The organism is Lysinibacillus zambalensis (genome assembly GCF_040183165.1).
GTDB classification, from domain to species: Bacteria; Bacillota; Bacilli; order Bacillales_A; family Planococcaceae; genus Lysinibacillus; species Lysinibacillus zambalensis.
On record NZ_JBEGDG010000004.1, the window covers coordinates 237656 to 258801 of the forward strand.

Below are 21146 nucleotides of genomic sequence, written 5' to 3' on the forward strand. Positions count from 1 at the left end.
GTGCAGGCCTAAGCACAAAGCCGATTCCGGCCGCAATTATGCCGAGGCATAATTGATTCTGTAAGAAAAAAAGAGTCGAGCCATCAATAGATGTGCTTGGCTTTTTTTCGTTATATAATAAAAAGAGAGCTATGGATAGGGCAATGTGGTATGCAAAGCTCTATAAAAAGGGGGGGCAGGTAGGCGATGAATGATTTAATTAAACGAAAGCTTGAAATTTTACCAGATCAGCCTGGCTGCTATTTGATGAAAGATCGACAAGGTACTATTATTTATGTCGGGAAAGCAAAAGTGTTGAAAAATCGAGTTCGCTCGTATTTTACTGGTACGCATGAAGGGAAAACACAGAGACTTGTAAGCGAAATAGAAGATTTTGAGTACATTGTAACATCCTCCAATATCGAAGCATTAATTTTAGAGCTTAATCTTATAAAACTACATGACCCGAAATACAATGTTATGTTGACGGATGATAAAACGTATCCGTATTTAAAAATTACAAATGAAAAACATCCACGACTTATTACAACACGAAAAGTGAAAAAGGATAAGGCAAAATATTTTGGTCCATACCCAAATGCGTATGCAGCAAGTGAGACGAAAAAGCTGCTAGATCGTTTATATCCTCTTCGAAAATGTGTACAACTTCCTTCAAAGGTTTGTTTGTATTATCACATGGGGCAATGTCTAGCTCCTTGTGTGAAAGAGATTGATGTTGACACTTACAACGATATGATTGAAGATATGACAAAATTTTTAAATGGTGGGGTTGAAGAAGTTAAAAAAGAGTTAGAGGTAAAGATGCTAGCGGCCGCAGGAAATTTAGAGTTTGAACGTGCAAAGGAATTTCGCGATCAAATTGCACATATTGATACAGTCATGCAAAAGCAAAAAATTGTATCAAGTGATACAACAAACCGTGATGTATTTGGTTATGCAGTCGAGAAGGGCTGGATGTGTGTGCAAGTTTTCTTTGTCCGTCAAGGAAAGCTCATTGAGCGTGATGTCTCGATATTTCCGATTTATCAAGATGCAGAAGAGGAATTTTTAACATTCGTTGGGCGCTTTTATGACAAGCTAGAGCATATTAAGCCTAAAGAAATTTTTATCCCCCAATCTATTGATGCGGATATTTTAACGGAATTATTAGAAGTAAAGGTACTAACACCAAAACGTGGGCAAAAAAAAGAGCTTGTTGATTTAGCGATTAAAAATGCTGAAATTGCTGTAGCAGCGAAGTTCCAGCTTATTGAACGTCAGGAAGAACGCACAATAGGAGCATGTGAGGCGCTCGGTGAAGCTATGGGCATTTCTGTGCCTTTACGGATCGAAGCTTTCGATAATAGTCATATGCATGGAACAGATGCTGTATCTGCAATGGTTGTATTTATCGATGGAAAACCTGCAAAGAAGGAGTATCGAAAATACAAAACACGTACAGCTGCCAAGCACGATGATTACGGGGCAATGCGGGAAGTGATCCGTCGTCGTTACACACGAGTATTAAAAGAAGGTCTACCTTTACCAGATTTAGTACTAATTGATGGCGGGAAGGGGCAAATGGAAGTCGCACGGGAAGTATTAGAGGATGAGCTCGGCCTTGTCATTCCAATTGCCGGATTAGCAAAAGATGACAAGCATAATACGTCTCAGCTTCTATTTGGTGATCCACCTGAAGTAATTGCATTAAAGCGCACAAGTGATGGCTTCTATTTACTGCAACGAATTCAAGACGAAGTACACCGCTTTGCTATTACTTTCTTACGACAGCAGCACGAGAAGCATGCTATACAATCTGTCCTCGATCAAATAGAGGGAGTTGGTCCAAAGCGAAAACAGCAATTACTTAAGCATTTTGGCTCTGTCAAAAAAATTCGTGAGGCAAGTGTGCAAGCATTACAGGAAGCTGGGATGCCGGCTAGTCTAGCTAGCAATATCCATACTTATTTTCATTCTGCAGAAAATACTACCTCTGAAGGGTAAGTGAGATGAGTGTAAATGGAATTCCTTTTCGGTGGGTGTCCAAACACCTGTACCTGTCGCTACGCTTTTGGTACAAAAGACATTTGCTGAACGAAAATAGAGCCTCCGACGGATGTCATGGAATCGGAAAGGAGTTCTGAGGGGATGTTAGCCTAAAACCATCGCATCCATGTGATAACGGCTAACTGACTTGCATCGGTAAAAACGCCACGTCCTGTGGTATTATCGAAATGACCGATTTCGTGTCGGCCCTCGTGTCGCTGTCGCTACGTTAGCACTGCGCTTTCGTACAATAAATATCTGCAGACCTAAGCACAAAGCCGATTTTGGACGCATTGTTCATCTGTAGCGAAAGCAAAGCGACAGCGGCAAATGTTTTCTGCGCGAAAGCAAAGCGACAGCGACAAATGTTTTCTGCGCGAAAGCAAAGCGGCAGCGGCAATTACGCCAAGGTGAAATTGATTTTAATCAAGAGACATTGTCAAAGGATTAGACGTATGCTAAGGTTTGTATATACATAGCTATTCAATATAGCAATGTCATACACAGCATCTTAGTTATAAGTAGTTTCTACTTATTAAATTGGAAATTTCTTCGCTAAGATTCAATTAAATACAATCACTATTTAGTGATGATAGAGGTGCAAGGTTCAAGAGTAGTACATACGAGGACGAACAAGTCCAGTGAAAATGTATGAAAGGGGAACTTGCCGAAGTGGAGCATCGTTGTTTCCGATGCTGTGCTGGTTTTACATTTAAGAGATGTAAGACTGTCGATTCTAAACGTTTCGGAGAGCTATCACACATGCGCAAGTTACTTTTATTGTACATGTTATAGGCGGCTTTCACGTTATGTGAGAGCTGCCTTTTTAGATTTCTCGAAACAACATTTTTTCAAGGCTGTTACTCTTACCTAAGAGTTGAAGGATGTTATTTGCTTTTGCGATGTTTTTTGTGAAAGCTGCAAAATTTTAGCTACTTTATAATCAGCGAAATGATTAAATACGAAGGAGAATGAAAAGAATGGAGAGAATTGTGATGAAATTTGGTGGTGCTGCATTAGCATCAACTGAACACATTCAAGATGTTGCAAAAAAGGTAATTGCAGAAAAGGAAAGTGGTTTTGATATTGTCGTTGTCACTACAGCAATGAGAGGGACGTCTAAAGAATTAGCAAAGATGGCTTGTAATCTATCAGACAATGCGTCTAAACGTGAACTAGACGCACTATTGTCAACAAGCTCACAACTATCAAGTGCATTAGTGGCAATTGCTTTGCAGGAAGAAGGTTATGATGCAGTGTCATTAACAGGCTGGCAGGCAGGTATTCAAACCGATGTGGTGTATGGCAATGCACGAATTGATGTGATAGAAGCTATTCGAATAGAAGAGTATTTAACTCAGGGGAAAATCGTCGTCGTTGCAGGGGAACAGGGGATCGGCAATTCACGGAATATTACGACGCTTGGTAAAGGTGGTGCGGAGACGACGGCTTTAGCTATTGCTGCAGCATTAGAGGCAGAGCGCGTAGATATTTATACGAATGTGGATGGAGTCTATACAGCTGATCCAAGTCAGATTGCTGGGGCACAAAAGGTAAAAGAAATTTCATATGATGAAATGCTAGAGCTATCAAACTTAGGATCACAAATTTTACACCCACGGGCTGTAGAAATAGCAAAGAAGTTTCAAATCCCAGTTATCATTCGGTCAAGCGAAAAAGATACAGAAGGTACTTTATTGAAGGAGGAAGTTGAAATGGAGAAAAATTTAATTGTACGTGGTGTTGCCTATGAGTCAGACGTAATTCGCCTAACGGTAGGGTATGATGCTTATTCTAATGCTTCGCTAGCAGATATGTTCACAATACTTGCAGAAAATCGCATAAACGTTGATATAATCGTACAAGCAATAATTGATGGCTTAAAGCCGACTGTATCATTTACTATTTTAAAAGAGGAGTTCGCTGATGCATTACGTGTCCTAGAAGATAGTAAAGTATCACTAGGGTTTAGTTTTGCTGATTTTGAAATCGGTTTAGCGAAAGTCTCTATTATTGGCTCAGGAATGGCATCTAACCCAGGAGTGGCAGCCCGTATGTTTGATCGATTACGTCGTGAAGATATCCCTGTGAAAATGGTAAGTACATCTGAAATAAAAGTGTCTGTCGTTGTTCCTCAGGACGAAATGATTCGTGCAGCAACTGCATTACATGACGAATTTAATTTAGAACAAGCGCTTTACATATAATATGAATAGGGTGTGTCATTAAATGGCACATCTATTTTTGTTTACATTAATTTCATACTTTATCCAATTTAGTTGTTATATAATAAAATGTGACATGTTTTTCCAAAGGGAAGGTGGGAGTTAATATGGTGTTATTCGGTTTATTTCAAAAGCCAGTGGATGAAAGCGTTGAGCAACACAACGATTTAGAAATACAAATATTAAAAAAGCGAATTTTGGAATTAGAACTTGAGCATGACAGTATTGATGTGAAAAATGCGATTTTAGACTTTGTACTAGCGCATATGGAGTTAATTAATTTTCAAACGGCGCTAAAGGTTCAAAATGTCTCAACAAGTGTAGGGGATATTTCAGCAATGAGTGAAGAAATGTCGTCAAATACAGAAGAGATACTTGCAGTTGAGCAAAATGTTAATGCAAACATTCAAGAAATAAAACAGCATTCATTACTCCTTGTAGAGGAAATGGAAGCGTCCATTACAAAAGGTGAACTGGTTCAGGAGTTGTTGTCTAAAGGAGCTCATTCAACAGAGCAGTTGTATAATGAAATAACTAAAATGGATGATATCGGTAAAGGTGTGACTGGGATTGCTGATCAAACACAACTACTATCCTTAAATGCCTCTATAGAAGCTGCACGTGCTGGTGAACATGGAAAAGGATTTAATGTTGTTGCGATGGAGGTAGGGAAGTTAGCTAACAGCTCGAAAGGTTCATTGCAAGAAATGACGAAGATTCGATCAGTCATTGATAAGAAATTACATAATACAATAACAAATATTAAAGAAGTCGAACATTATTTAACTGACTTTTTAAGTATCATGAAGAGCAATATTACTAATTTGACTGTAACAAGTAAAAATATTGAAGAAGCAGCACATGGCATTGATCAAATGACAGTCGCATCAGAAGAAAATGTAATAGCTGTAGGACGTTTAGCGGAAACAACGACGGAATTATCTCATACTAGTGACTTCTCGGATATAATACAAAATCAAGTATCTGAAATGTTAAAAGCTATTGCTCCTACAATCCGTAAGCCTAAAGAGCAAACGGTAGTTAGCCAATTGGCAGCAAGGTTAATGGATCATGCAAGCTTTTTAAGAAATGCTTTACAAAAGGCTGGCCTAAAAGAAATTATAAAAACGCATCATGAATGTAAGTTTGGGGAATGGTATTATGGCCATTTTGAGGAATATCGGAATTTGCCAGAATATCTTCATATAGAACAACCTCATGAATTAGTACATATGGCTGCACAAAAATTAGTGAATGAACTGTCAATCAAAAACTTAGAGGAAATGATTCAATACTCACTAAATATTTTGGAAGCGTTTATTTCGTTAATAGATGTACTTTTAAAAGAAAGACATGCCCACCTATAAATATTAAAAGGATTGTCATCCATAAATTTGGAATGACAATCCTTTTCGTTTTATTCTGAAGGAACGGTGTTCATGATTCGTTCCTTGACGTCCCATTTAACTGTAAATGTAACATTCTGTTGCTTTTCACGTTTTTCATCATAGCATTCAGTTAAGTAACCTTTTGCTTGCTGGATTTGTTCAGCTATAAATCCTGCTTCGAGTCTAAAGCTACGAAGACCGATTTGTAACAGTTCTGAATCATTTGTCAACTGGAATGTACGTCCATCCTTCGATTCCTTGACAAGCTCTAAATTACCCCAGCAGGCATCTGCGAAAAATGCGATAAGTTCATCTTGACTTTTACATGGGAACTTCCGAGCTAGGTCTTTTCCTGCCCAGTAAAGAACATCACCTTCATGTTTACCAAGAATGGAAGATAAAATATAATCGCGAATTATCTCATAGCCAAAAGCTGAGATTGTAGGTGATGAAGTGTTTAACATTTAAATCCTTCTTTCTTAGAATTTTCTTATAATTCGACACTGATAAAGTAAAGATAGGTTTTTCGAGAAAAAACGACGCATCATGTACTAGATTGTTTCTTTAATAAGGAATACGAAAAACTCTTAGTTGCCTTGACGCTCGTAGCTCTTGAGAGTACAATAAACATGTCATAATATTGTACCATGATGAAATACACAGTCAATGAAGTATCAGTTACAAAATGATGACTTCTTTTGATGTGATATTTTAAGTACTAAGGGGGGTAACAGTCTTGTCGAAAGATCGAGAGTTTTTATGGCGTCGTTTACATTCTCTACTTGGTGTGATTCCAGTAGGTCTGTTTCTGATGTTCCACTTGTCAATGAACTTCACTGCTGTTGGTGGTGAACAAGCTTACAATAATGCAATAGGTAAGATGGATTTAATTCCACACAATCTTCTGTTAGTAATTGAATGGGTAGTTATTTATATCCCATTACTGTTCCACGCATTCTATGGTGTATTCATTGCATTCACAGCTTCACCAAACACAGGGCGTTTCAGCACATACCGTAACTGGATGTTCTCATTACAACGTTTCACTGGTGTATTCTTAGTGATTTTCATTGCATGGCATATTTTCCAAACACGTATCCAAAAAGCGTTAGGTTCAGAAGTTGAATACAATATGATAGCAGATATCGTATCGAATCCATTCATGCTTGGATTCTACATTGTTGGTATTATATCAGCAACTTTCCACCTATCTAACGGTTTATGGGCATTCCTAGTAAGCTGGGGTATTACACAATCTCCTCAGTCTCAAAAGGTTGCTACTTATGTAACAAACATTATTTTCGTAATTCTAAGTGTAGTTGGTGTAGCTGCTATTTTAGCTTTCGTTTAATGTAATAGAAGCTACTATAGAATACATGGCAATCATTGCAATTTTTTAAGAGGAGTGAGAAATAATCATGGCGAAAAGCAAAATAATTGTTGTTGGCGGCGGTCTAGCTGGTCTGATGGCAACGATTAAAGCAGCTGAAGTTGGTACTGAAGTTGATTTATTCTCATTAGTTCCTGTAAAACGCTCACACTCCGTATGTGCGCAGGGCGGAATTAATGGTGCGGTAAATACAAAAGGTGAAGGGGATTCTCCTTGGATCCACTTTGATGATACAGTATACGGTGGGGACTTCTTAGCGAACCAACCACCAGTTAAGGGTATGTGTGATGCAGCCCCTGGTATTATACATTTAATGGACCGTATGGGTGTTATGTTCAACCGTACACCAGAAGGTCTTCTTGATTTCCGTCGTTTTGGTGGTACATTACACCACCGTACAGCATTCTCTGGTGCGACGACTGGTCAACAATTACTATACGCACTAGACGAGCAAGTTCGTTCTCACGAAGTAGCTGGTTTAGTTAACAAATATGAGCACTGGGAATTCCTTGGTGCAATCGTCGATCCTGACGGCGTTTGTCGTGGTATCGTAGCGCAAGATATGCGTACAGAAGAAATTAAATCATTCCGTGCAGACGCTGTTATTATGGCGACTGGTGGCCCTGGTATTATCTTCGGTAAAACAACAAACTCTGTAATTAATACAGGTTCTGCTGCTTCTATCGTTTATCAACAAGGTGCTTCTTACGCGAATGGTGAGTTCATTCAAATTCACCCAACAGCTATTCCTGGAGATGACAAAAACCGTCTAATGTCAGAATCAGCTCGTGGTGAAGGTGGCCGTATTTGGACTTATAAAGACGGTAAACCTTGGTACTTCTTGGAAGAGAAATACCCTGCATATGGTAACTTAGTACCTCGTGATATTGCAACACGTGAAATTTTCGACGTTTGTGTAAACCAAAAACTTGGTATCAACGGTGAAAACATGGTATACCTAGATCTTTCTCATAAAGATCCACATGAGTTAGATGTAAAACTTGGTGGTATTATTGAAATCTACGAAAAATTCGTAGGGGATGATCCACGTAAATTACCAATGAAAATTTTCCCAGCAGTTCACTATTCAATGGGTGGATTATGGGTTGACTACAACCAAATGACTGAAATTCCTGGTTTATTTGCAGCGGGTGAATGTGATTACTCTCAACATGGTGCAAACCGTCTTGGTGCGAACTCATTATTATCTGCTATCTATGGTGGTATGGTTGCTGGTCCAAACGCAGTAGATTATGTTAAACATCTTAAAAAGCATGCTGAAGATCTTCCGCAAGAGATTTTCGATGCTCGCGTTAAAGAAGAACAAGCTAAGTGGGATGCTATCATGAAAATGGACGGCACAGAAAACGCTTACTTACTTCATAAAGAGCTTGGTGAAATGATGACAGCTACTATGACAGTAGTACGTTATAACGACCAACTTGAAGATACATTAAACAAACTTGATGAATTCCAAAAACGTTGGGAAAACATTAACATCAACGATACACAAAAATGGAGTAACCAAGGTGCTCACTTTACGCGTCAGTTGAAAAATATGATTTACCTTGCGAAAGTAATGACAAAAGGTGCGTTATTACGTGACGAATCTCGTGGTGCACACTATAAACCAGATTTCCCGAACCGTGATGATGAGCAGTTCTTAAAAACTACAATGGCGAAATTTGACCCAACTACTGGTAATCCAATCATCACATACCAAGAAGTCGACGTTTCATTAATTCCACCACGTAAACGTGATTACTCTGCGAAAGGAGACTAAGAATTATGAATATCGCAGCTAATACTGGAAGAATGGTCAAAGTTGAAATTTTACGTCAAGATACACAAGGTGGCAATGGCTACTGGCAGAAATTCGAAATTCCTTACCGTCATGGTATGAACGTTATTTCTGTATTAATGGAAATTCAAAAGAATCCAGTTATGTCAAATGGTGAAAAAACAACACCAGTTGCATGGGATATGAACTGTCTTGAAGAAGTTTGTGGTGCATGTTCAATGGTTATCAATGGACGCCCACGTCAATCTTGTTCAACGCTTGTTGACCAATTGACTGAGCCAATTAAACTTGAGCCTATGAAAACTTTCCCAGTTATTCGTGACTTACAAGTTGACCGTGAACGTATGTTCAATGCACTAAAAAAAGTTAAAGCATGGGTTCCAATCGATGGTACTTATGATTTAGGTGAAGGTCCACGTATGCCAGAAGGTAAACGTCAATGGGCTTATGAATTATCTAAATGTATGACTTGTGGTGTATGTATGGAAGCATGTCCAAACGTGTCTGAAAAAGCTTCATTCATCGGACCTGCACCATTATCACAAGTACGTCTTTTCAATACTCACCCAACTGGTGCAATGATTAAAGACGAGCGTTTAAATGCGATCATGGGTGATGGAGGCCTTGCAAACTGCGGTAACTCACAAAACTGTGTAGCTGCTTGTCCAAAAGGTATTCCTTTAACAACATCTATCGCATCATTAAACCGTGCAACTACAGTGCAAATGTTCCGTAACTTCTTCGGTTCTGACCACTACGTTGACTAATAGTACAAGCTTTTACTCAAAAACTCCCCTACACATAATGTGTGAGGGAGTTTTTTTCTATGGAAAATATTAAATAAATTTATAGATTTACTACTTGTAAATGCTCGATTGGCAAAGACTGATAAAACGCCCGCTGACTAATGTTTCGCATGATAGGGAGTTCTCAATAGGGGCATTTTTATGAAAAACTAAATAGGATGTTTTAAGTACAGTATAGAAAGACTTTGTTGCATAAAATAAGGGATTTTTAAATATAACGAGCTAAAATGTAAATTTTCTATGATAAAATAGTATTTTGCTTTATAATGAATGCATATTCATTTATCAATCGCTAATTCTATCTACTGTTTGGGAAGAGGCGAATGAAAATTAGGGGGATGGCTAAGATGAAAGCAAATTATATCGGAAATTTTCAGGAATGGACTAAGGATTTTGCATTTTATATTGAGATCCGTGTACGTTTTTCAGAAACGGATATGTACGGTCATATGAATAATACAGTTAGCTTTACATATTTTGAACAGGCACGAATCGATTATTTCCGCCATTTAGGTGTTCTCATGCCATCAGCAATGGATGAAAATATAGAGGGGATTCCGATTGTAGCTGACTTACAGTGTGATTACGTGAAGCAAGTTTTCTTTGATGATGTGCTCAGAATTTATACGAAAGTAGCGACAGTAGGGAACTCATCAATGGATATTCATTATTTAGCGAAAAATCAGCATGATGAGGTTTGCTTTACAGGTAGGGGGACGGTAGTGCAAATGAATCCTCGAACTGGGAAGAGTGTACCCTTATCTGAAGAGACAAAAACTCAGCTAGCAAGCTTAGTGATCATATAATGATCTCTCGACGGTTGAAATTGCATTTTCTCATTGAATTTATTCTTTTATGGAAGCAATTTCCGATTTTTTTTAGGAAACACGAGATATTAATGAAAATAGCCGTCACCGCTCCTCATTCCTTAACATAAGTTACAATACGTGCGGGGGAGGAGGGTGTAACTGAAAATGAATGGCTCTCATCATCGTTCTCTTTTAACAAACCGAGAACGTGAAATATTTGCGCTTTTATTAGCTGAAAAAACAACGAGGGATATTGCAGAGCAACTTGGTATTAGTGAAAAAACAGTGCGAAATCACATTTCCAATACAATTCAAAAGTTAGGTGTAACAAATCGATCTCAAGCGTTAATTGAGCTGTTACGCTTAGAAGAATTTAAATTAGACTAAAAGGACACTTGCTATTTTAGAAAAAAAACGACAAAATAGAACTATTCAACGTATTTTTAGGAGTGAAATAGTTATATGTCGGATGAAGTAACAAAACACTCACCTGAAACCGTTGCAACGGTTGAAAAGGAATTACGCTATATAGCGGCGATTGTGAAGCAAAAAGGAAGAGAGATTGTTTCACAATATGCGATTACGCCGCCACAATTTGTTGCATTACAGTGGTTAGAAGAGCTTGGCGATATAACAATTGGCGACCTGTCAAATCGACTATACTTAGCTTTTAGTACAACAACAGATTTAGTGGACCGTATGGAGAAAAATGAATTAGTTAAGCGAGTGCGTGACGAAAATGATCGTCGTGTCGTTGTTGTTCATCTTCTCGAAAAAGGCGAACGTATTATTCAAGAGGTTATTGAAAAAAGACAGCAATATTTGCAAGAGAAGCTTGTTGGTTTTAACGAACAAGAAGTCGCGCAATTATCAAGCTATTTAGAAAAACTACATGTACACATGAAACAGGATTGAGGCGGAAAGTATGAATGCCCCGATAGGCGTTATTGACTCAGGAGTAGGCGGTTTAACCGTAGCAAAAGAAATAATGAAGCGATTACCAAATGAAACGATCTATTACATTGGTGATACAGCAAGATGTCCGTATGGTCCAAGAACTCGACAAGAAGTGCGGAATTTTACTTGGCAAATGGCAAAAGCACTAGAAAAAATGAATATCAAAATGCTCGTCATTGCTTGTAATACAGCGACTGCAGTAGCACTCGAAAGTTTACAAAGAAATATGCCTTTTCCGGTACTAGGCGTTATTAATGCTGGCGCACGTGCAGCTGTAAAGAAAACGAAGCGACATGAAGTCGTTGTGCTTGCAACTGAAGGAACAATTAAAAGTGGGGCGTATGAGGAAGCCTTATTATCACTGAATACGTCAACTCATATAATTCCACTTGCTTGTCCAACATTCGTACCACTTGTAGAAAGTGGCGAATATAAAGGTGAATTTGCAAATAATTTAATTGCGGAAGGCTTAAAGCCACTGAAAGATGAACAATTTGATACGGTCATACTAGGATGTACGCATTATCCAATTTTGCAAAAACAAATTGAAGCTGTTGTGGGAGAAGAAGTTTTTGTACTATCTTCCGCAGAGGAAACAGCGAAGGATGTTCAAGAAATGCTTGCTTATAATGGCACTTTGGCTGACCCAGACGCTGTGCCTGCTCATAAATTTTATGCAACGGGTTCTGTGCCAATTTTCCGTTCAATTGCTGAAAATTGGCTTGAGCAAGGTACTCTTCAAATAAAACGTATGACATTAAAATAAAAAATCAGCTTAGCTATGAGCTAGGCTGATTTTTGACGTTTTTTAGCATAGTACATAAGGAATGAGCACTTTTTTGAAGATCAAAATTATGTTAAGATGAGTGCGCGAAAGTATTTAGGAGGAACGAAAAATATGACAAGATTTGATGGAAGAAATGTAGATGCGCTGCGTCCGGTGACAATAGATAGTGAGTATTTATTGCACCCAGAAGGCTCAGTTTTAATTCAAGTAGGTAATACGAAAGTAATTTGTACAGCAACGATTGAAGATAAGGTTCCTGGTTTTTTACGTGGACAAGGCAAAGGGTGGATCACTGCAGAATACTCGATGCTACCTCGTGCAACAGCGCAGCGTACAGCACGCGAATCATCTCGTGGTAAAGTCAATGGCCGCACAATGGAAATTCAACGATTAATCGGTCGTGCATTACGTGCAGTCGTGGATTTAGAAGCACTTGGTGAACGAACTGTATGGATTGACTGTGATGTGATTCAAGCAGATGGCGGGACACGTACAGCTTCAATTACAGGAGCATTTGTAGCGATGACACAAGCAATTGCTAAGTTTGCTGAAGAAAAACAATTTAAAAAATTCCCAGTAACGGACTATTTAGCTGCAACAAGTGTTGGTATTGTAGAGGATCATGGAGCCGTTTTAGACTTAAACTATGTTGAAGATGTCGCTGCTGCTGTAGATATGAATATCGTCATGACGGGAGCAGGACGATTTGTTGAGCTTCAAGGTACAGGTGAAGAAGCAACTTTTTCTCGTGAAGAGTTAAATGAACTACTAGAGTTAGGTGAAAAGGGCATTCAACAATTGATTGCACTTCAAAAAGAGACACTAGGTGAATTAGCTAACAAAGTGGGAGGTAATGAATAACATGAAACAAGTAGTAATTGCGACAAAAAATAAAGGAAAAGCAAAAGATTTCGAAGCGTTATTTGGACCGCTTGGCTATGAAGTTGTAACGATGTTTGATGTAGCCCCAGAGATGGAAATAGACGAAACAGGTACTACCTTTGAGGAAAATGCTATTATAAAGGCAGAAACATTAGCAAAAGAGCTTGGTACAATTGTTATTGCTGATGATAGTGGTTTAGCTGTTGATGCATTAAATGGTGAACCAGGTGTGTATTCTGCACGTTACGCTGGTGATCATGATGATGAAGCAAACATGGTTAAACTACTAGAAAACTTAAAAAATGTCGAAGATGAAAAGCGTACAGCACGCTTCTGCTGTTGCATTGCTATTGCAGGGCCTGGTTTTGAGACGACAACAGTTTTTGGTACTTGTGAAGGTGTTATTGCTCACGAAAAACGTGGCACAAACGGATTTGGTTATGATCCAGTCTTCTTTGTCCCAAGCTTAAACCGTATGATGGCAGAGCTTACAGCCGATGAAAAAGGAGCGATTTCCCACCGTGGGAATGCGATTCGTAAGTTAAAGGAACAATTACCTAATCTTATAAAATAAGAGGTGATATCCATGCAAATACTTGTCATGAGTGATACACATGGCGATAGTAATGTGATTGAAAAAGTTCGTGGCTTTTACCCAAATATCGATGCAGTCATTCATTGTGGAGATAGTGAACTTCCTTTCTCCCATAAAACATTGGAGGGAATGAAGAAAGTCCGAGGGAATTGTGACATTGATAAAGCTTTCCCTGATGAAGTAGTATTCGATTTAGAGGATGCTACAATCTTTGCCACACATGGCCATTTATTCAATGTTAAAACTTCTATCTTGTCTTTATCCTATCGTGCCAAAGAAGTAAACGCGCAAATTGCGTGCTTTGGTCACTCTCATGTTCTTGGGGCGGAAATGATTGATGATGTATTATTTTTAAATCCGGGGAGCTTATTAAAACCACGAGGTCGTAAAGAAAAAAGCTTTGCCCTTGTAGAGGTTGAAGATACTTATTTTGAAGTAAAGTTCTTTACGGATGATAATAGCTGTATTTCCACCCACAAGTTTATGCGAAAATGATGCAACAAAAACGCTTAAGTTATAGAAACTCTAAGCGTTTTTTGTTTTATTCCAATGCAAATGGTAAAAATGGCTATGAATTGTTTATGATGAAGTAGAAAAAATAAATATAAACGAAACAAAGGAGAAAACATGGAAAATACAATGGGATGGAATTTTGATAATAGCTATACCCGCCTACCAAGCATTTATTATACAACAATCAATTTAAATCCAGTTCGCTCACCAAAGTTAATATTATTAAATGAATCAGTAGCCAATTCACTTGGATTAAACAGTAATGCTCTGAAAAGCGAAGAAGCGGTAGCAATTTTTGCAGGTAACAACAATCCAGTAGGAGGCACACCTATTGCACAAGCTTATGCAGGGCATCAATTTGGTCATTTTAATATGCTAGGAGACGGCAGAGCACTGTTATTAGGTGAACAACTAACACCAGCTCATGAACGCTTTGATATTGCACTAAAAGGCTCAGGAAGAACGCCTTATTCCCGCGGCGGAGATGGCAGAGCAGCACTTGGTCCAATGCTACGTGAATATATTATGAGTGAAGCTATGTATGCACTTGGTATTCCAACTACTCGAAGTTTAGCTGTCGTGACTACAGGCGAAACGATTCTCCGTGAAACAGAGCTTCTAGGCGCAGTTTTAACGCGTATTGCAAGCAGTCATTTGCGTGTTGGAACTTTCCAATATGGAGCGAATTTTGGAACGGAGGAGGAGCTAAAAGAATTGGCAGATTATGCTTTAGAACGGCACTTTCCTAATGCTGATAAAGCTCAAAACCGTTATTTAACCCTACTACAGGAAGTTATAAAGAAACAAGCTTCTCTTATTGCAAAATGGCAGCTAGTTGGTTTTATTCATGGGGTCATGAACACAGATAATATGGCCATTAGTGGAGAGACAATTGATTATGGTCCATGCGCTTTCATGGATACTTATGATCCAGCGACAGTATTTAGCTCGATTGATCGACAAGGTCGTTATGCATATGGTAACCAGCCTAATATCGGAGGATGGAATTTAACACGATTTGCCGAATCATTAATACCGTTAATCCATGAGGAGGAGGAAGAAGCTATACAAGTAGCTCAAGAGGCTCTAAAGCAATATCCTCAATTGTATTATGCAAACTGGGTAGCAGGTATGCGAGCAAAGCTAGGGATATTCAACGAAGAAGATCAGGACGTGGCACTAATTGAAGAGCTTCTAAAGTTAATGCAACAACATCAAGCAGACTATACGAATACATTTATCGCATTAACCTTTGAAAAATTCACTGAATCAGCGTTATTCAGTACAGAAGAATTTAAAAAATGGCATAAAAATTGGCTTGCAAGACTAGAAAGACAGCAAGAAACAAAAGACATGACTCAGCAATTAATGCGTGAGCATAATCCAGCGGTTATTCCACGAAATCACCGTGTAGAAGAAGCATTAGAGGCTGCTGTAGAACGAGAAGACTATAGTGTAATGGAACTATTACTAGAAGCTCTTGCTCAACCTTTTGCACATACTCAAGAGCAGCAGGAATACGCGACATTACCAACACCATCTAACCAACCATATCGAACGTTTTGTGGCACATAAGTGGAGAATGAGGGAATAGAGCATATTAGATAAAGTATGGCTCTTCGGCAAAATGAGTGGTTGATTTCCGTTCCGGCTGGGCGCTTTGTAGCTGCCGCTTCGCTTTCGCACAGATAAAACATTTGTAGCTGCCGCTTCGCTTTCGCACAGATAAAACATTTGTAGCTGCCGCTTCGCTTTCGCACAGTTAAAACATTTGTTGCTGCCGCTTCGCTTTCGCACAGATAAAACATTTGTAGCTGCCGCTTCGCTTTCGCACAGTTAAAACATTTGTAGCTGCCGCTTCGCTTTCGCACAGTTAAAACATTTGTAGCTGCCGCTTCGCTTTCGCACAGATAAAACATTTGTAGCTGCCGCTTCGCTTTTGCTACAGAAAACATTTATTGTTGCTTTTCGCACAGAGCAAAGCTTCCTGGGGGCGTCCGATGAGCCGCTTCGCTTCGCTGCAGGGACTCGGGCCAACAGAGTTTTTTTTGTTGTGCGAAAGGCGTAGTGCTAACGAAGCGGCAGCTGCACGATGTTGGTCACAAAGGCGTTATCGTAGGACGTGATGCGCTTAGCCTTCGTTCCTCTTTCGCTGATCAAGGAGTCGCCCATCCTCAACTCCAATCAACCATTTCACAAAGCATAGGACACTAATTTGTGGCTATAAAAGGAATTTTGGTAATGGAGGTTTTTGTGCGAAAGTGTAGTTCTAACGTAGTGGCAGCAATTTATGTGCTGGAGCAAAGCGTTAGAATTAACAGGTGTACAATTGCGTCACTGTAATTAGTCTTTTCTTTTAATTATGGTGAGAAGCAATAGGGTTCACCTTTGAAATGTATAAAATTTATAAAGTTCTACGGTATTGCTGATTGGAGTGGAAGGCTATTCGACTCCCGTGGGAAAGCGAGATAGACGAGACCCTGAGGCCAACATGATGTTGGTCCACGAAGGCATTGTTACAGGGCGTGACGCATTTAGCCTTCGTTCCTTTAGCGGAGGAAGCGGCTCGACGCTCGCCCACAGGAAAGCGAGTAGCCTGGAATGGAAATCATCATTTAAAGTGCCACAACATTCACCAAAAATTCTTTGACCATTTTATTTTGAAAAAATTGTCACTACATAAATTCCTGAGCATACGCTATGTATGAATAGTAGTGAAGGGGAATGTGTACAGTGCATAAGTATTCAAAAGGTTGGTTTGTAAAGCAACTTCGAGATCATGGTATTTTGGTGCATCCACAATTTAAAAGTCATTTAGGCAATTATAAAGAATCCGAACTGCGCAATTTATATTACCGATATGTTGAAAAAGAAACGGAAACGTTAGATTCAGAACAAAAATAATCATGTTCGTTTGAATAACTCCTTCGTAGGAAATAATTTAACTACAGAAAGGAGTTATTTTATGTGGAGTAAATCGTGGGTTTTGACGCAAATTTGGCAAGATGTGTTGTTCTTACATTGGCCGGTATCACCTAAGGATTTAGAGCAGCACATTCCGCAAGAGTTACAATTGGATCTCTATGAAAATAACGCTTGGCTTAGTGCTGTCATTTTTAAAGTTAATGGACAACGACTAAGATTCCTACCACCATTACCAGGAGTGGATTCCTATTTGCAGCTTAATGTACGGACATATGTTACATATAACGGCATGAAGGGAGTCTATTTTTTAAATTCCGATATTACGAATCGTTTTATTGTACAAATAGCTACAAAGGGCGGTTTAACATATCGTCATTCTAAAATATGTATCAAACAAAAAGAGAACCAATTATCGTTTACAAGTTTATATTACGGTGCACTGGCAGAAAGGTTGAAAATTTCATATCAACCGATTGCCAGTGAAATAATTAGTTCTACCTTTGATAAATGGTTAGTGGAACGTTATCATTCTTGGTCAAAGTGGAAAAATTCTTTATTTCGCATAGATATAGAGCATCTGCCATGGCAGCTACAACGAGTCCACATTAATATTGAAAGAAATACAATAGCGCCATTTGTGAAGGAATCAATACAAGGTATTCAACCGATTGCTCATTATTCAAAGAGTAAACAGGCTAAAATTTTCTCGCCAACTTTGGAAAAGAAATAACCGATTTATTGACGTTAATAAAAGAGGTAATAAAATTGCTTAACAATGGCGCTTGCAATCATATCCGACATAGCAAGTGCCTCTGCTTCAATGTCATCAAAAACTTCAACATCTTCTTGATAGTTTTTCTGAATCATAGTCACGGCTTCTTTTTTGGTTAAAGCTAGATGTGTATAGAACATTTTTTGCACTTCCTCCATACTCAAGTATGGATTAATTTCACTTAAAAATATGGCAATGTCGTCAGCATTACGATACCATTCTTTTTCCTTTGCATCCGCTGTTGCTGTATCTCCTTTGGCAGCTGCAGTTACTAGCTGCGCAGCAATAAGAAGATGTTCTTTAATCAGCTCAGCATAACGATCAGCAATTTGGTCGCCGTAAAAAGGACGTAGACAATTGCCTAAGTCCGTCGCATTTTGTAACAATCGCTTCTGCACAAAGGGTAAATCAGGTAAGCCAAACACTATACTAATAATCGTCATCCTCGTCCAATTGACATGCTCCATCCATAATAAACGATTCATAGCCATAAAATCTGCTTCAGCCCTACTGATATAGCGACGAGGATCGTTCTGCGGCTTTAAAAAGTGGCGAATAGGTGCAGTATATTGCGTGGAAGTAGCTTTATATAACGCACTTAAAGGACTAACGTAATATCCACTTGAATATGGGTACAATGTATATCCACTCCCTCTAGTTTTTCCTTCTACTGTAGAATACTCTGGGGTATTTCCATATATGAAAAAACAATGTTATGAAAAGAGTGAATACGGCTATTTTTCATACATCTTTTTCTTTGTCATCCCACCATCAACTATTAGATTAATGCCTGAAAAAAATTATTTGTTTGAATCAAATCATTCTATTCACCCAACGTTACATCATAAAAAGATTTATGTTGAAATTTACCCGCCATATTAATTAAAATATGAATAGTACCGAAATAATCAAATTTGTATTACCGCCAGTTACGACGACTACTACATAGCTTCCACCAGTTTTGTTGCTTTTTTTTATTTAGCAAAAGTAGGGTAGAGAGATGGCATAATGAGGTACAAGAAATCATATAATATTATTAATGAGGCAAACCTTGCCTTCATAGTAAAATTAATGTTGACTTTATCTTAAAAAGGACATATAATAAATATTGTCCTTGATATGGACTACATAAAATAACATCATGTCTCAGTAGCTCAGCAGGATAGAGCAACGGCCTTCTAAGCCGTCGGTCGGGGGTTCGAATCCCTCCTGGGACGTCACAAAACTTTGAAAAACTCAATAGTACCAACGGTTTGTCGAGTGTAGGTATTACTAAAGGTTTTCGAACCTAACGTAAAAATTCCCAATAAATCGTTACAATCAACTTCCAATATAATTATTGGAGGTTTTTTGTTTTGACAAAGAAAAAAGGTATATTTGATGTTGCTATCGACATTGATGTTCTAAAACCGAAAGAAGTAGCACCAGAACCAAAAGGAATGACTACGGAAAATGCTCTTGAAAAAATGCTCTTGAAATTGTTGCTCTTCAAATGGAGTTGAATGGTTATCGGGACGTATATTAAAAGATTATAAATTAATTTTTAATCAATTCGTTGAAGCAGCTGGAATTAAATACGTTGAAGAAATCAATGTGAATACAATTTACAAATGGTTTGAAAGCTTGAACGTAACAGATTCTACAAAATTAACTCGATTAAAATGTCTAAAGGCAGTATTGGGTAAATGTCACAATAACGGTTGGTTACCTATAAAATTCTGGTTAAACATTCAAATAAAAGTCGATAAAGTTGTTAAAAAGGGTGCTAATGCAGATGATTTGAATATTTTGCTTTCACTATTGGATACCTCGCCGTTTATTGGTTTACGTGATGCCATAGCAGTTCTTACAATGTATAAAACAGGTGTCCGTATAAAAACCTTAGGCATGATTGAAAGCAGCCACATTGATTTTGAAGAAAAGGTATTAACTTTGCCTGGCAGTATAATGAAAAATCATAAACTGTTAAAACTGCCATTAGATGAACAACTTATGGATCTATATAAAGTGCTAATCGAACAAAATAATAAAATTCGCTCCCTTTTTTCCGCGATGCTTAACTTTGATATTTCCATAATGAAAACTCCACCTTTAAATTTGTTTTCATTAGTAATTGGGGTAGATTTTAAGTAAATAAATTTATAATAACAGATTGACGTAATGGGGTTCAATTAAAAAAATCTCCTATTTTTTGTCCGTAAAATGATGTTCTATATATTGTATTTCTTCAAATTTTGTAAACCTACTAACATAAAATATTTTAATATTTTCATATGGTTGTTCTAAAGATGAATAAAAAAATAGCACTCATTGCTGAGAGCTATTATTTGATTCGTCTTGATTGTCAGGTTTATCTGTGAAGTATTCTTTTATATAGTACATTTCTTCCTCTGGTGTGGACAAACGACTTGCTTTTCCTGGAGCTTCTTCATCTCCGCCATGAATTTCCCAAACTGCATTATGATCTTCAACTGCTTTAGAAAAATCACCTTTCGACCATCTTTCCAATATTGAGATGTAAATCTCATTATATTTATAATCGTTCATTTTACATACAATCAGCAATCGTTCAATTTTTTCTTGTGTTATTTGCTCACGACCCCATTGGGCACCAGATTGAACTTTTTGGTGAGACATGCTGTGAATGGCTTCGCTCACTTGGCTTTCTACTAAATTATCAGGATAAAGCAATTCTGCTTTTGTTTTACTTTCAAGAATTTCTCCATCATTTCCAACAACAACTGCTTTTACTTTTTCTTCCTCGGGTGTAGGTTTCTCCACTTGTTCGGTGAATTTGAAGTAACTAAATGCTCCACCGAAAATGATTAAAATTACAATGATACTGATAACCGATTTTGTTTTTCTCTTCATGTTATTACCCCTCAGTAATTTTTTATCATTATGTAATTATATATTGGATTAAATTATGTAATTAGGATAATAATAACAGAAAATTAAGGCGAGGTTCAATGGATATTTAACCAACTCAATTTTTAGTTGGTTAAAATTCGGCAACATTAAGAGGAACAGTGGTTACCGTATAAACTTCTTAACATTTTTGTTAGAAAGTTTGTGGCATTTTTGCCATTAACTTAAGGATGTGCATAATGTTCTCCCAAGGGTGTGAACATTATTCAGATCCTCCAAGGATGCGATTAGTGTTCGCACCCTTCAAGGGTACATATATACGTAATGAAGCGGTCTAACTGCAGAAATTGAAACGCCTTTTAACTAACCGTTAGGAGGTTTTCTTGCGTGGTCTAAAAAAGAT

Annotated in this window: 22 protein-coding genes, 1 tRNA gene and 1 riboswitch; of the genes, 20 read left to right on the forward strand and 3 right to left on the reverse strand. The window is 38.0% G+C overall.

What is annotated here, in order from left to right:
* Positions 1 to 186: 186 nt before the first annotated feature.
* The 3 genes from uvrC to ABNX05_RS08255 all read left to right on the forward strand — a co-directional run bounded on the left by uvrC (position 187) and on the right by ABNX05_RS08255 (position 5617).
* Complete coding sequence (gene uvrC, locus ABNX05_RS08245) at positions 187 to 1983, forward strand: excinuclease ABC subunit UvrC (protein ID WP_349659266.1); 1797 nt, start codon at positions 187 to 189, stop codon at positions 1981 to 1983.
* Positions 1984 to 2610: 627 nt separating this feature from the next.
* Positions 2611 to 2789: riboswitch (Lysine riboswitch) on the forward strand.
* Between the two features lie 216 nt (positions 2790 to 3005).
* Positions 3006 to 4232 (forward strand): aspartate kinase, encoded by a 1227-nt coding sequence (locus ABNX05_RS08250; protein ID WP_349659267.1) that lies wholly within the window; start codon positions 3006 to 3008, stop codon positions 4230 to 4232.
* Between the two features lie 125 nt (positions 4233 to 4357).
* A complete protein-coding gene (locus tag ABNX05_RS08255; RefSeq protein ID WP_349659268.1) occupies positions 4358 to 5617 on the forward strand; it encodes a methyl-accepting chemotaxis protein in 1260 nt (419 codons plus the stop codon).
* Positions 5618 to 5667: 50 nt separating this feature from the next.
* Here the strand turns inward: ABNX05_RS08255 and ABNX05_RS08260 are convergent, their stop codons facing one another.
* Positions 5668 to 6102, reverse strand: a complete 435-nt coding sequence (locus ABNX05_RS08260; protein WP_349659269.1) for a YslB family protein — start codon at positions 6100 to 6102, stop codon at positions 5668 to 5670.
* Between the two features lie 272 nt (positions 6103 to 6374).
* Between ABNX05_RS08260 and ABNX05_RS08265 the strand changes: the two genes are divergently transcribed.
* The 13 genes from ABNX05_RS08265 to ABNX05_RS08325 all read left to right on the forward strand — a co-directional run bounded on the left by ABNX05_RS08265 (position 6375) and on the right by ABNX05_RS08325 (position 17833).
* Positions 6375 to 6989 (forward strand): succinate dehydrogenase cytochrome b558 subunit, encoded by a 615-nt coding sequence (locus ABNX05_RS08265; protein WP_197144751.1) that lies wholly within the window; start codon positions 6375 to 6377, stop codon positions 6987 to 6989.
* A gap of 67 nt (positions 6990 to 7056) precedes the next feature.
* Positions 7057 to 8811, forward strand: a complete 1755-nt coding sequence (gene sdhA, locus ABNX05_RS08270; RefSeq protein ID WP_349659270.1) for a succinate dehydrogenase flavoprotein subunit — start codon at positions 7057 to 7059, stop codon at positions 8809 to 8811.
* Between the two features lie 5 nt (positions 8812 to 8816).
* Positions 8817 to 9596: a succinate dehydrogenase iron-sulfur subunit gene (gene sdhB / locus ABNX05_RS08275; protein ID WP_132357129.1), complete on the forward strand. Its 780-nt coding sequence runs from the start codon at positions 8817 to 8819 to the stop codon at positions 9594 to 9596.
* A 386-nt stretch (positions 9597 to 9982) separates the two neighbouring features.
* Positions 9983 to 10441, forward strand: coding sequence for an acyl-CoA thioesterase (locus ABNX05_RS08280; RefSeq protein ID WP_349659271.1), 459 nt, complete (start codon positions 9983 to 9985; stop codon positions 10439 to 10441).
* A gap of 168 nt (positions 10442 to 10609) precedes the next feature.
* Positions 10610 to 10831, forward strand: coding sequence for a helix-turn-helix domain-containing protein (locus ABNX05_RS08285; RefSeq protein ID WP_004226437.1), 222 nt, complete (start codon positions 10610 to 10612; stop codon positions 10829 to 10831).
* A gap of 75 nt (positions 10832 to 10906) precedes the next feature.
* A complete protein-coding gene (locus ABNX05_RS08290) occupies positions 10907 to 11359 on the forward strand; it encodes a MarR family winged helix-turn-helix transcriptional regulator (RefSeq protein WP_053484913.1) in 453 nt (150 codons plus the stop codon).
* 10 nt (positions 11360 to 11369) lie between these two features.
* On the forward strand, positions 11370 to 12167 hold the full coding sequence (gene racE / locus ABNX05_RS08295) for a glutamate racemase (RefSeq protein WP_349659272.1): 798 nt from the start codon (positions 11370 to 11372) through the stop codon (positions 12165 to 12167).
* Between the two features lie 132 nt (positions 12168 to 12299).
* Positions 12300 to 13049 carry a ribonuclease PH gene (rph, locus tag ABNX05_RS08300; protein ID WP_349659273.1) on the forward strand — a complete coding sequence of 250 codons (750 nt, stop codon included), beginning with the start codon at positions 12300 to 12302 and terminating at the stop codon, positions 13047 to 13049.
* A 1-nt stretch (position 13050) separates the two neighbouring features.
* Positions 13051 to 13644, forward strand: coding sequence for an XTP/dITP diphosphatase (locus ABNX05_RS08305; protein WP_349659274.1), 594 nt, complete (start codon positions 13051 to 13053; stop codon positions 13642 to 13644).
* A gap of 12 nt (positions 13645 to 13656) precedes the next feature.
* Positions 13657 to 14160 (forward strand): metallophosphoesterase, encoded by a 504-nt coding sequence (locus ABNX05_RS08310; RefSeq protein ID WP_349659275.1) that lies wholly within the window; start codon positions 13657 to 13659, stop codon positions 14158 to 14160.
* Positions 14161 to 14292: 132 nt separating this feature from the next.
* On the forward strand, positions 14293 to 15753 hold the full coding sequence (locus tag ABNX05_RS08315) for a protein adenylyltransferase SelO (protein WP_349659276.1): 1461 nt from the start codon (positions 14293 to 14295) through the stop codon (positions 15751 to 15753).
* A gap of 1149 nt (positions 15754 to 16902) precedes the next feature.
* On the forward strand, positions 16903 to 17082 hold the full coding sequence (locus tag ABNX05_RS08320; protein WP_349659277.1) for a DUF2639 domain-containing protein: 180 nt from the start codon (positions 16903 to 16905) through the stop codon (positions 17080 to 17082).
* A 61-nt stretch (positions 17083 to 17143) separates the two neighbouring features.
* Positions 17144 to 17833: a YqjF family protein gene (locus ABNX05_RS08325; protein WP_349659278.1), complete on the forward strand. Its 690-nt coding sequence runs from the start codon at positions 17144 to 17146 to the stop codon at positions 17831 to 17833.
* Positions 17834 to 17847: 14 nt separating this feature from the next.
* On the opposite strand, the gene ABNX05_RS08330 is transcribed toward ABNX05_RS08325, so the two are convergent.
* Positions 17848 to 18513 carry a hypothetical protein gene (locus ABNX05_RS08330; protein ID WP_349659279.1) on the reverse strand — a complete coding sequence of 222 codons (666 nt, stop codon included), beginning with the start codon at positions 18511 to 18513 and terminating at the stop codon, positions 17848 to 17850.
* Between the two features lie 61 nt (positions 18514 to 18574).
* Between ABNX05_RS08330 and ABNX05_RS08335 the strand changes: the two genes are divergently transcribed.
* The 4 genes from ABNX05_RS08335 (at position 18575) to ABNX05_RS08350 (ending at position 20008) form a co-directional block, all read left to right on the forward strand.
* Positions 18575 to 18757 carry a hypothetical protein gene (locus ABNX05_RS08335; protein WP_349659280.1) on the forward strand — a complete coding sequence of 61 codons (183 nt, stop codon included), beginning with the start codon at positions 18575 to 18577 and terminating at the stop codon, positions 18755 to 18757.
* Positions 18758 to 19018: 261 nt separating this feature from the next.
* Positions 19019 to 19092: transfer RNA gene (locus ABNX05_RS08340), tRNA-Arg, on the forward strand.
* Between the two features lie 138 nt (positions 19093 to 19230).
* Positions 19231 to 19377, forward strand: a complete 147-nt coding sequence (locus ABNX05_RS08345) for a hypothetical protein (protein ID WP_349659281.1) — start codon at positions 19231 to 19233, stop codon at positions 19375 to 19377.
* Positions 19378 to 19468: 91 nt separating this feature from the next.
* The gene (locus ABNX05_RS08350) at positions 19469 to 20008 is read left to right on the forward strand and encodes a tyrosine-type recombinase/integrase (protein WP_349659282.1); all 540 of its coding nucleotides are present in this window, start codon (positions 19469 to 19471) and stop codon (positions 20006 to 20008) included.
* A gap of 174 nt (positions 20009 to 20182) precedes the next feature.
* On the opposite strand, the gene ABNX05_RS08355 is transcribed toward ABNX05_RS08350, so the two are convergent.
* Positions 20183 to 20746 (reverse strand): DUF6241 domain-containing protein, encoded by a 564-nt coding sequence (locus ABNX05_RS08355; protein WP_349659283.1) that lies wholly within the window; start codon positions 20744 to 20746, stop codon positions 20183 to 20185.
* Positions 20747 to 21146: the final 400 nt, after the last annotated feature.

Excerpts from the sequence above, each read along its gene's own strand:
- uvrC (WP_349659266.1), top strand. The coding sequence starts at position 187 with ATGAATGATTTAATTAAACGAAAGCTTGAAATTTTACCAGATCAGCCT.
- ABNX05_RS08250 (WP_349659267.1), top strand. The coding sequence starts at position 3,006 with ATGGAGAGAATTGTGATGAAATTTGGTGGTGCTGCATTAGCATCAACT.
- ABNX05_RS08255 (WP_349659268.1), top strand. The coding sequence starts at position 4,358 with ATGGTGTTATTCGGTTTATTTCAAAAGCCAGTGGATGAAAGCGTTGAG.
- ABNX05_RS08260 (WP_349659269.1), bottom strand. The coding sequence starts at position 6,102 with ATGTTAAACACTTCATCACCTACAATCTCAGCTTTTGGCTATGAGATA.
- sdhA (WP_349659270.1), top strand. The coding sequence starts at position 7,057 with ATGGCGAAAAGCAAAATAATTGTTGTTGGCGGCGGTCTAGCTGGTCTG.
- sdhB (WP_132357129.1), top strand. The coding sequence starts at position 8,817 with ATGAATATCGCAGCTAATACTGGAAGAATGGTCAAAGTTGAAATTTTA.
- ABNX05_RS08280 (WP_349659271.1), top strand. The coding sequence starts at position 9,983 with ATGAAAGCAAATTATATCGGAAATTTTCAGGAATGGACTAAGGATTTT.
- ABNX05_RS08285 (WP_004226437.1), top strand. The coding sequence starts at position 10,610 with ATGAATGGCTCTCATCATCGTTCTCTTTTAACAAACCGAGAACGTGAA.
- ABNX05_RS08290 (WP_053484913.1), top strand. The coding sequence starts at position 10,907 with ATGTCGGATGAAGTAACAAAACACTCACCTGAAACCGTTGCAACGGTT.
- racE (WP_349659272.1), top strand. The coding sequence starts at position 11,370 with ATGAATGCCCCGATAGGCGTTATTGACTCAGGAGTAGGCGGTTTAACC.
- rph (WP_349659273.1), top strand. The coding sequence starts at position 12,300 with ATGACAAGATTTGATGGAAGAAATGTAGATGCGCTGCGTCCGGTGACA.
- ABNX05_RS08305 (WP_349659274.1), top strand. The coding sequence starts at position 13,051 with ATGAAACAAGTAGTAATTGCGACAAAAAATAAAGGAAAAGCAAAAGAT.
- ABNX05_RS08310 (WP_349659275.1), top strand. The coding sequence starts at position 13,657 with ATGCAAATACTTGTCATGAGTGATACACATGGCGATAGTAATGTGATT.
- ABNX05_RS08315 (WP_349659276.1), top strand. The coding sequence starts at position 14,293 with ATGGAAAATACAATGGGATGGAATTTTGATAATAGCTATACCCGCCTA.
- ABNX05_RS08320 (WP_349659277.1), top strand. The coding sequence starts at position 16,903 with ATGTGTACAGTGCATAAGTATTCAAAAGGTTGGTTTGTAAAGCAACTT.
- ABNX05_RS08325 (WP_349659278.1), top strand. The coding sequence starts at position 17,144 with ATGTGGAGTAAATCGTGGGTTTTGACGCAAATTTGGCAAGATGTGTTG.
- ABNX05_RS08335 (WP_349659280.1), top strand. The coding sequence starts at position 18,575 with ATGAAAAAACAATGTTATGAAAAGAGTGAATACGGCTATTTTTCATAC.
- ABNX05_RS08355 (WP_349659283.1), bottom strand. The coding sequence starts at position 20,746 with ATGAAGAGAAAAACAAAATCGGTTATCAGTATCATTGTAATTTTAATC.